The organism is Bacteroidota bacterium (assembly GCA_034439655.1).
Classification (GTDB): Bacteria; Bacteroidota; Bacteroidia; order UKL13-3; family UKL13-3; genus CANJUD01.
The window spans coordinates 1-11,658 of sequence record JAWXAU010000005.1; the positions used below are offsets into that span (position 1 = coordinate 1).

The window sequence follows — 11,658 nt, forward strand, 5'->3', positions numbered from 1 at the left end:
GGACGAACAATGAAACCTTACGTTGCACGGAACCTTCGATAGTTTTTATTGTAGTATGGGGATTGGGTTTAAGTTTCTGTTTATACCGACACTCAATATACAATAGTCCCAAAAAAGGGGGACTAAATGTATTGTAGTTCGGCATTACCATTCTAAAAACTAAATCCGCCACAGGCGGAGAACTATTATAGTTTAAGAATTGGTATTAAATGAGGACTATGATTATTCACACCAAGTAAAATCTTTCAAGTGTTTTGTCATGTCTAATGATGATTGTTCCCTTGGTTATAAAACTTCATACATCACAATTCTTCATTCCTTTCCTCCCGCATCTTTGCGGAGCTTATCGGGAACACAACCACGAGTAGTTTAATTATTTATTTATACTAATTTTAATGGGTTGATTTTTGTCGTCGCTGATATACATAATATAAATACCGTTAAACCATGTAGAAACATCGATTGACGTATTTCCAGTATGATAATTATTATATACAATTCTACCACAAGCATCACTAACAATTACTTGTTTTGAAACAATAGCAGGTAATGACAATATCATATAATTGCTTGCAGGTTGCGGATAAACTGAAACTCGACTTTCCGATTCAAACTGTACATACCTAATCGGGCTTCCTAATGCTTCATGTATACTCTTAGCTACCACTCGATAATATAAGCCTTTAAATTCTAATAAAGGATAGTCTAAATGATGTTTAAATGTATATGTATGCCCTGGTGATAATGCTTGGGGCATTTCTGCAATTGTAATAAAATCGATACCATTGCTTGAATACTGTACTATATATATATAATCGTCCACACTTGGCAAACAATTCCATTTTATATATATATCATCTCTGTTTTTTTCGGCAGTAAGGCTAAGCCACTCAACGGGTAACGCCTCTAAATTACTATTACCACTGTCAGTCGCAGCAAAAAAGGAGAAACTACTGAGACCATTTACTGAAAGAATATTATTGCCAGTGTCCACTGAAGAGCTGCTCAGGAAAGCCCAATTGGTAGTTTGGGTATCTGTTTTTTTAGCTAGTTTCAGTCGGCGTTCACTCGAATATTTAACTGAACCAATTAAAGATGAATCATAATTTAAGCTAATATTGTAGGTATAACCTGCACCACCCGTTGCTAAACAGTGCCAATAACAATTCATATATTTTGCATTGGGTCGTGTGCCACTTTGTGTAGGGTTTGGCGGAGTAGCACCACTATAATACTTCACATTTAAATTTGATGGAACGGTACCGCTAACTCCCCAAGTTATACTACCAATAGTGCGACCCAACCATGAATAAGTAGTGGTGGTGCTATTGGCAGGAGACCCACTTGCCGTGGCATTGGGAGGATCGAGTGTGGTATTAAATTCGTCAGAGCCAATATCGGTTCCGAATCCAAAACTAGTTAGTCGGCTTTCACCTGCAAAATCGGAATTAATACTACCCGAAGCGGAACCTGCGATGCCTTTTCCATTAACTGCCCAGCATTGGGTCCGGTCATTTCTAATATTTAAATTGCCATTGGCTGCATCTGAAAATAAACTGTCGCTAGGAATCGTTGTGCTATTGCTATTCCACGAGCTTTGATCATATCCTGTTGCTGTTTTCCAATTTGAAAAAGTATATGTAGTGCCATTGCGAATGCCCATATTGGTGCCATCACTGATATATAAATTATAGTCCGCTTTATTTGCAGTTCCAGATGCACCAATACCAGTAGCTAAATGATTCCCGCTTCCGCCACTGCGTTTATTATATAATATATTATTATAGCTTTTAGACGTTATAGATGCTCCGCTAATAGATAGCGGTATGGTAGATGCTGAACCACTGCTTTGAGACCCATCAATCGCCAAAGTATTATAGTATATATTTTGTGTTTGGCTGCCCGCCGCGGTTAACCCTATCCCTGTAAGAGCTACATCATTTGTATTGCTTGCATTTTTTAAATATAGTTGGTTATTTTCAACATTGATGGTGGAAGAAGTAGCTGTAGACAATACACCTGCAATGGTAGGCTGACTGCCCGATGTGGCAGTATTGGTAAGTCCGTAAATGCGATTTTTCTTCAGTGAAATAGTTGGATTAGTACTATATAATCCGATGCCTCTCAAATTAGTTTGAACTGCTGAAAGAGTAGTTGAAGAAAGATTATATATGATATTATTATTGATGAGTACTGCCGCTGTTGTCGATGTTGATGCACACACTATTCCATGCAATAAACCATTGGCTGTGCCTGCGGTATTGGTTCCATTAGTACTTATGGAACTAATGGTATTTGTTTGTATAGTATCTGTAGTAGTTCCTGTATTTGAGCTTGCAAAACTAATCCCTTGTGTCTTGCCAGAAGTACCAGTGCCAGAAACCGAAATATTGGAAATAAGATTCGATGAAATACTGGTGGCATAAGCGATACTCACAGCAACATTAATTCCTATCACAGTGGGGTTTGCAGTGCTTCCACCTACTGCTATACTTCCGCTGGTAGCAGCGTGCCCAATCGTATTGCCACTCCCACTCGTATTACCTATCATATGTTTGCCACCCAAAGCATAGATACCATAAAATAAAGGACTCGTGGTGCCAGTCATACTTATATTTTGGATCGTGTTAGAATAAGTATAACAATAGTTATTTGCATCCACCCCACTATTATAATATATACCATAAAAATTTGCTGAAGCACCCGACATGGATAATGCCGAACCTCCACAACTGGCAGCACTTCCGCCAATATAATTACCACTGATTACAAAACTATCTGCATCATCTATTTGTATACCATATATAGGACTTGTAGCTAAAGCAGCGGTATCATATATACTATTTCCTGATATAGTATTTCCTGTGGTTGTTCCCACATAATATATACCCGCTAATGTCCAATTAAATATTTCATTGTTTATCAAATTTACGTAACTAGTACCTCGTTGCAAAAATCCATAGCTTGGGAAATTAGTTGTTCCACCAGTCGGGCTCCTCAATTGATTGGACGCTATATATACACGGTTGGTTCCATTTACATCGGCATATACAATGGCATTATTGCTTTGTGTGGAATTGCATTCTATAATACAATTTCTAAGTGTGTCAGAAATTGCACCATTGCTATACATTATAGTAGCATGACCAGAGGCAGCCGTAGAATGGGTATTCCTAAATTTAAGTTTTTTGGATCCACCATCTATAATAACCCTATCTGCACCATTGATCCGAATCATTTTATTACTCAAATTTGCACTGTTTGAAATGGTTCTTAAAGTGCCATCACTTTGTATCGTAATTTTATATATATTTCCCCCATCATCCAAAAATTCATTAAGTCCATTTGTTCCATCTTCTGCCAAATCGCTGATGATAGTAGCAGTTACCTGACCCGTTACTGCATTGTTATTTACAAAATTGAAAAAGCCTGCTGCACCTGTCAGCGTAGTATAAGTTTGGCCCGTTCCTATATTATAATTGCCACTTATTCCATTTACAATTTTATAAGCAGTATATAATGTTGGAGCAGAAGTTTGAGTTGACGGATTACTATGACTAGCTCCATAAAAAGAGCTATACCAAATATTCCCAGTAATGCTATCCATAGCTACTATATAATAGGCAAACGAATCTCCCACCGCAGGTGTAATACTATTTGCAGCATAATCAATCGTGAAATTATATACTGCATTATTTGCATTGCCACTCACAGAAGTTCCTACTTTGCTAAACCACGAACTGGTTGAAGGGTATGACCTCCTCCACCATATTCTTGGAGCATCACCGCTTGGGTTCTTTACAATTCCGTTGCCTTGATCTGTTATATTAACTGTAACTATTCTGTTACTTGTAAGACTGGTTGAAGCTAAAGAAGTGAATGAAAAAGTAGGGGTAAATATATCATCGCCTGTATCAAAAGTAAACGTGCCCGCATCTGCTCCAATATCTGTTGGTGTTTTTGAACTTAATGTATCTCCTTCGTAATCGGTGGTAGAAATGCCAACTGCAATGCCCATCCCTTCGCAGGGTGTCGTGCTTTGAATATGAAGATCTACACAACAAGAACCATTGTCAGCCGATACTATATTTGGGTTTCCTACTCCGCTGTGCAAATCATTAATAATAGGCATTGAATTATTATACATCGCTTCTCTAAAAGCTTTTATACTTGTATATGCAGTGGCTGAGGCCATAAACAACCTACCACCAATGCCGATGCTGCTACTATAGTATACATTATAATCGCTTGTTAAACCAGTAGGATTGGCACTACTGATTCTATATACTGTATGGGTTCCACTTCCGCCTGAACCATTTTTTCTATTGTTAACAAATATATTGTTTTTTATTACACGGGTATTCACCGTAACACTACTATAAAAAGTATAAGTGGCTGCACTACCCGACGTACTTCCACCTCCACCCATCCACAAGGTATTATGATAAAAATTATTAGTTCCGCCGCCCTCATTCACACCATATAATACACAATTCAAATCATTATCTAAGCCTGATGGCACGATTCCCATTTGCACAGCATTATAATAATAGTTGGTAGTACCTCCTGCTATATTAATACCCATAACTGTTGCACTTGCACTCGTTGATACAATAGAAAATGAATATATATTGTTTTTAGCAACTGCACATCCTGTGGCAGAACCGAAATTACAATGTAATCCCAACACATTAATTGCCTGCGAGGGTGCACTACCATATATATCATGAATACTATTGCCAGAAATAGTATCGTTATTTCCTGTGCTCGTTGCCGATATCACTATAAGTGACGAAGATGAACCCGAGCCCACAGCACGTGACGACGAATAAAAATTTTCTACGTTGTTTCCGCTAATTGTATATGACCCCGTGCCCGATGTGAGAATCCCGCTAACTATATTACTAGTGCCAGTATTTGTTGCAGTAATACCATATATATAATTGCCACTAATAGTATGTTGACCCGAAGCCGAATTGGTGGCATGAATCATATAGGCTGTATTATTGGAAGCACTATTGATAGCATTGCTGAGAAAACTACCTCCAATCGTGTTTCTTGACACGGTCATCACACCAGTTGATCCCTGCAACCATATACCTTTTAAAATTCCTGTTGAACTGGTAAGTGAAATTCCCGTTATATTATTATTGGTAATAATAGAATTGCCCAATGTAGTTCCAGTACTAAAAGCTATAACTGAAAATACACCCGCCGTATTACTTAAACTAATGCTCACACTGTTAGTTGTATATGATTCTCCAATCGTATTACCTGTAGTGCTACCTACATCAAAAGCACCAGCTACCAATGACATGACCGACTGTGTAGTAGAAGCAGAACTAGAAGTAAATGATATGTTACGAAATAGATTGTTTTGAATACTTGTAGCTGTGGCAGATGCGACTGATAATCGAAATGCTCTCATAACACCTGTCCCTGTATAGGTCATCGCGGTTCCACCACATGAAGCACTTGTTCCTCCAAAATAATTTCCGCTTAATACATAACCATTTCCATTGCTGTTCCCATTAATTCGCACCGCCGAAACTTCATTGCTACTGCCCGTAAAGGTTCTGCTCGCAGTTTGATAAAAACTGTTCCCGCTAATGGTCCAGTTTGAAGTAGCACCATTGGTGTATATGTATATTCCAGCATGGTCGGAAGCCGCAGAAAAATAATTGTAAATTTCACAATTTGCAATAGTAATGTAATCTGAGGAGGTTGTGTTACTTACAGCAGTAATAGGGTTTACAGGCAGGTTACTGCCCGAAGGGCCAATCAGGCATGAACCTATATAGCAGTAATCATTTCCGCTGCTTCCGCTAGCTTGGTCGAATGTAATAGTGCCGATGCCAGTAGTACTGGTACATGAACCTTTGATGGTGCAATTTCTCACAGTATCATAGGTTGCATCATTGCTGAAAGTAATACTAGTCGCAGCACTGTTTGTACTTGGATTATCAAGGGTAAGTGAATTACTACCACTATTAAGCCCGTCTATTTTCACTTTATCTCCCCCATTTATTTGAATCAGCGGAGCATTCAAGCTACTTGCTGTTATACTTCTTGCTGCTCCCCCACTGGGTTTCATGGTCAAGCTATTCCACATCCCTGATGCTCCTGTAATTGAAACAGTAGCGGCCTCAGAAGTGTTACCCGTAAGAGAAACGGTAATATTATTCCCACTCTGACTATTACTATTCAAGCAGTCGCAAGCTCCTTTAAGTGTGCTATAAGTAGTATTACAACTTGTTGAACCACTCACCGAGACCTGTGCTGTGCCTGTGTTTGCAAGTTGAATAAACAATATGGTTATCCAAAAACTATTAAATATTTTTTTCATAAGTCAAACTTTTTTTGATGTAAATATAAAACACAATTGCAATTACTGCAAATTTTGCTAAACAATTAGGCGATATTATTACTGAATAGCCGTATTTTTTTAGTAGGCAATTAGAACTAGGCACATTTGTCAGACTAATTGAAGCGGGCAACACTTTTGTTTCGTAATTTCGCACTTTTATTTTTAAAATTTCAGAAATACTATTTATATATGTTAGGTTCATTAGTTAAAGGATTATCCTCGTTGTTCGGCGGCTCAAAGGCTGAACGTGATATGAAAGAGTTTTCCCCGAGGGTGGAAGATATCAATAAACATTTTGCAAGTTATAGCTCCCTATCCGACCAAGGTCTGCGTGAGAAAACCCTAGAATTAAAAGCTCGTATAGCCGAGTATTTGAGCGAAATTGATACCGCAGTGGCCGAGCTTGAAGCCAACCTCCAATCTACTATTGGTGGCGATATCGGAGAGCGGGATGATATTTTTAAAGCCATCGACAAACTTAAAAAAGACCGCGATGTAGAACTAGAAAAAATTCTGGACATCATACTCCCCGAAGCATTTGCTGTGGTAAAAGAAACCGCCCGGCGTCTTACTGAAAACAAAGGCATGCGTGTTCCTGCAAGTCAAATGGATCGCGACCTAGCCATCGATTATGATTTTGTGGATATTGAAGGCGATACCGCTATATATAAAAACGTGTGGTCGGCAGCAGGTATTGAGATTATCTGGAACATGATACATTACGATGTACAGTTAATTGGTGGTATGGTTCTTCACAAAGGTAAAATTGCGGAGATGGCCACAGGTGAAGGAAAAACACTTGTATCTACACTGCCCGCTTATCTCAACGCTCTTAGCGGACAAGGCGTACACGTGGTAACTGTAAACGATTATTTGGCCCGTCGTGACTGCGAATGGAATGGGCCTATCTTCCAATTCCACGGACTTAGTGTTGATTGTATAGATTTCCACGAACCCAATGGCGATGAGCGTCGCAAAGCTTATGCGAGCGATATTGTATATGGTACCAATAACGAATTTGGTTTCGATTATTTGCGTGACAACATGGCACGATCTACCGAAGATTTGGTGCAACGCAAACACCATTTTGCAATGGTGGATGAGGTGGACTCGGTACTGATTGATGATGCCCGTACTCCCTTAATTATTTCTGGCCCCGTGCCCAAAGGCGATGAACAAGAATATTATGCTTTGAAACCGCGAATTGAAAAATTGGTCGAAGCTCAAAAAAAATATATAAATACAGCCTTCAACGATGCCAAAAAATTAATTGCTGAAGGAAAAGATGAAGAAGGTGGAAAGCTACTACTTCGTGCACACAGAGGATTGCCCAAAAACAAAAATATTATTAAATATTTAGGCGAATCGGGAATGAAACAATTCCTGACAAAAATTGAAAATGTATACTTGGCCGATCAACAAAAACGTATGAACGAAGTTGACGAAGCACTATACTTTGTGATAGATGAAAAAAATAACAGTGTGGAGTTGAAAGAAAAAGGTGTGGAGATGATTACGGGCGGAGGTGATGACCCCAACTTCTTTATTATGCCTGATGTAGGTGCTTCAATAGCTGAGATTGAAAAATCGGAGGGAACAGACGAAGACCGCAAATACCGCAAAGAGATTTTGATGCGTGATTTTGCCATTAAATCGGATAGGATACATTCAGTACAACAATTATTGAAAGCTTATACATTATTTGAACGCGATGTAGAATATATTATAGATGGCGGCAAAATAAAAATAGTGGATGAGCAAACAGGCCGGGTGCTTGATGGACGCCGTTATTCCGATGGTTTGCACCAATCGATAGAAGCAAAAGAAAATGTGAAAGTAGAAGCTGCTACACAAACCTATGCGACGGTTACCTTACAAAATTATTTCCGTATGTATCATAAACTTTGTGGTATGACTGGAACTGCGGAAACAGAAGCAGGAGAGTTGTGGCAAATATATAAATTGGACGTGGTTGTGATTCCTACTAACCGAGGAATGGTTCGCAAAGACATGAACGATATGATATATAAAACCACTCGTGAAAAGTATAATGCAGTAATAGACGAAATCGTAAAATTACAAAACGAGGGACGACCTGTATTGGTAGGTACTACATCGGTTGAAGTAAGTGAATTGTTGAGCAGAATGATGTCGTTGCGTAAACTCAAACATAATGTACTTAATGCCAAACAACATCAACGTGAGGCAGAGATTGTAGCCGAAGCTGGTACAGCGGGAACGGTTACCATCTCAACCAATATGGCGGGTCGTGGTACCGATATTAAACTGGGTGCCGGCGTAAAAGAAGCTGGCGGATTGGCAATTTTAGGAACTGAACGTCACGAGAGTCGCCGTGTTGATAGGCAGTTGCGAGGCCGTGCCGGTAGGCAGGGAGACCCAGGTTCCTCACGTTTTTATGTATCATTAGAAGATAATTTGATGCGTTTGTTTGGTTCCGACAGAATAGCTGCTATAATGGACAGGATGGGTATGAAAGAAGGGGATGTTATTGAGCATTCGATGATTTCAAAATCGATAGAAAGAGCTCAGAAAAAAGTAGAGCAAAACAACTTTGGTATTCGTAAAAGATTGTTGGAATTTGATGATGTAATGAATGCTCAACGAGAAGTTATATATAATAAACGTCGCAATGCATTATGGGGTGATAAGTTGGCGATGGACTTAAACAATATGTTATATGATTTTGTGGACGAGCAAGTGAGAGAATATAAAGAAGAAAGTGATTTGGAAGGTCTCAAATATGAGTTTTTGAGAAGCCTGGCATGGGAACCCAGTGTTGATGCAGGCATCTTCAAATCAATGAATGAAGAGGGATTGACGGAGGAAATATTTGCACAGGCAAATGCTTATTATAAGCAAAAAGGCGATAGTATCGCAGCGAACTCAGTGCCCGTATTAAAAAATATATTTCAAGAAAAAGGAGACCAAATACAATTTCTGGGAGTACCATTCACCGATGGTTTACATAATATGAATATTACTGTAGACTTTAATAAAGCTATACAAACTTCAGGCAAAGAAATAGTATATACTTTTGAAAAGTTAATGGTGTTGAACCAAATTGATGAAGAGTGGAAAGAGCATTTGCGTGAAATGGACGAATTGAAAACTGCGGTATATAATGCTACCTTGGAACAGAAAGATCCATTGCTTATATATAAACTAGAATCATTCAATTTATTCAAATCTATGTTGTCACGCATTAACCGTGATGTGCTAGGTGTATTGTTCAAAAGCCAAGTAGAAGGACAAACACAGGTGCGTGAACAAAGACAAATTACACGTACACCACAACCTAAACTACAAACAAGCCGTACTGACAATATCAGTGCAACAGGTAATATACAGCCCAATTATCAAACAAATGAAGAAGCACCGGCAAAACCCCAACAAGTAAAAGGTGTGATAAAAGTAGGACGCAATGACCCTTGTCCTTGTGGTTCGGGCAAAAAATTTAAACAGTGTCACGGTAAGGACGAATAATACAACTACTCCTACCTGTCCATGGTTGGTGGAGACACCAACCAAAACATATATTATAACAATATTATTATATAAACCATGGAAATATTTAGGCACAAAATAGATTTACAAGCCTATCTTAATAAATGGTTTGCTGGAAACACCATTGGTTTTGTTCCTACGATGGGAGCATTGCACGCGGGTCATTTATCCTTGATTGAACAATCGAAAAAAAAATGTGGTGTTACAGTATGCAGTATCTTTGTAAACCCCACGCAGTTCAATGACCCCAGCGATTTAGCCAAGTATCCCCGACCTATAAAAAATGATATAAAAATATTGGAAGAAGCAGGGTGCGATATATTATATAATCCTGATGCCGGTGATGTATATGATGGTGAACCAAGTATTATACATATTGATTTGGGAGGGCTCGATAAAGTATTTGAAGGAGCACAACGACACGGACATTTTGATGGAGTAGTTTCTGTAGTAAAAAAATTATTTAATATAGTAAAACCTACTGATGTTTTCTTCGGACAAAAAGATTATCAGCAATGTTTGGTAGTACGAAAAATGATTCGACACTTTAATATGCCCATCAAATTTTATACTTGCCCTATTGTGCGGGAAGCTGATGGATTGGCAATGAGCAGCCGTAATGTGAGACTATCTGTAGAAGAGAGAGAGCAAGCAATTAATATATATAAAACTTTAAAAGCGGCATCCTTAAAACAAGGATTATTTACACCTGCACAAATAGAAGAATATATATATACCGAACTTCAGAAAGATAGTTTAGTGAAAATAGAATACGCTGCTATCGTTGACCCCACCGATTTGAAACCTCTTATAGATTGGCAACATGGAGCTGTGATTTTGGTAGCTATTACCTTGCCTTCCACCCGACTCATAGATAATGTATTATTATAATATATGAATGCTACCATTGTCATACCGGCCCGCTATGCTTCTACCCGCTTTCCTGGAAAACCGCTAATTGATTTAGGTGGAAAATCGATGTTGCAAAGAGTATATGAACAAGCAGCAAAAGCAACAGGTATTACCGATATTATTATAGCAACGGATGATATAAGAATAGAAGAACATGCAATAGGTTTTGGAGCCAAAGTTTGTATGACAAACACCCATCACCAAACAGGTACAGACCGCTGTGTGGAAGTGATAGAGCAAATTGATAATCGTCCGGACATCATAATAAATGTGCAGGGCGATGAACCTTTTATTAATCCTTTGCAAATAGAACAACTTATATCATTACTACAAAAAAATGATATACAAATTGCCACACTTTGCAAAAAAATAGAAGCCGTTGAAGATATCATAAATCCTAATATTGTGAAGGTAGTAAAATCATTGCAAAATAAAGCATTATATTTTTCACGTCAATCGATTCCGTATTATAGAGATAAAGAACAAATGCCAGAAATATATTATAAGCACTTGGGAATATATGGTTTCAAAACAGAAACTTTTTTACAACTTGCAAAACTTCCACAAAGCCCGTTGGAAAAGGCCGAGAGCCTCGAACAACTTCGCTGGTTAGATAATGGATATGATATATATTTAGCCGAAACTGATTTTCAAAGTGTAGCCATTGATACACCCGATGATGCGGGAAAAGCGTTGGATTTTTTGAAGGGTTAGTATTATATCTTCTACCATTACTCAATATGTTTTAGTCCAACAATCGCAAGAAAAAAGATACTCAAAACCACAAATACTTTTAATTTCGCTTTTGGTTAAAATATTAACCTCATTAGTAATGAACTCGCTAACATTATCAA

Annotated in this window: 4 protein-coding genes; 3 read left to right on the forward strand and 1 reads right to left on the reverse strand. The window is 38.3% G+C overall.

All coding sequences use genetic code 11. From position 1 onward, the window contains the following. Positions 1-373: 373 nt before the first annotated feature. Positions 374-6,346: a T9SS type A sorting domain-containing protein gene (locus SGJ10_00540; GenBank protein MDZ4756609.1), complete on the reverse strand. Its 5,973-nt coding sequence runs from the start codon at positions 6,344-6,346 to the stop codon at positions 374-376. Between the two features lie 210 nt (positions 6,347-6,556). On the opposite strand from SGJ10_00540, the gene secA reads away from it, so the two are divergent. From secA to kdsB, 3 genes are all read left to right on the forward strand, one after another. Next, a complete protein-coding gene (secA, locus tag SGJ10_00545) occupies positions 6,557-9,871 on the forward strand; it encodes a preprotein translocase subunit SecA (GenBank protein MDZ4756610.1) in 3,315 nt (1,104 codons plus the stop codon). 78 nt (positions 9,872-9,949) lie between these two features. Next, on the forward strand, positions 9,950-10,783 hold the full coding sequence (gene panC, locus SGJ10_00550; protein MDZ4756611.1) for a pantoate--beta-alanine ligase: 834 nt from the start codon (positions 9,950-9,952) through the stop codon (positions 10,781-10,783). Positions 10,784-10,786: 3 nt separating this feature from the next. Continuing rightward, a complete protein-coding gene (gene kdsB / locus SGJ10_00555) occupies positions 10,787-11,518 on the forward strand; it encodes a 3-deoxy-manno-octulosonate cytidylyltransferase (GenBank protein ID MDZ4756612.1) in 732 nt (243 codons plus the stop codon). Positions 11,519-11,658: the final 140 nt, after the last annotated feature.

Excerpts from the sequence above, each read along its gene's own strand:
- panC (MDZ4756611.1), top strand. The coding sequence starts at position 9,950 with ATGGAAATATTTAGGCACAAAATAGATTTACAAGCCTATCTTAATAAA.
- SGJ10_00540 (MDZ4756609.1), bottom strand. The coding sequence starts at position 6,346 with ATGAAAAAAATATTTAATAGTTTTTGGATAACCATATTGTTTATTCAA.
- kdsB (MDZ4756612.1), top strand. The coding sequence starts at position 10,787 with ATGAATGCTACCATTGTCATACCGGCCCGCTATGCTTCTACCCGCTTT.
- secA (MDZ4756610.1), top strand. The coding sequence starts at position 6,557 with ATGTTAGGTTCATTAGTTAAAGGATTATCCTCGTTGTTCGGCGGCTCA.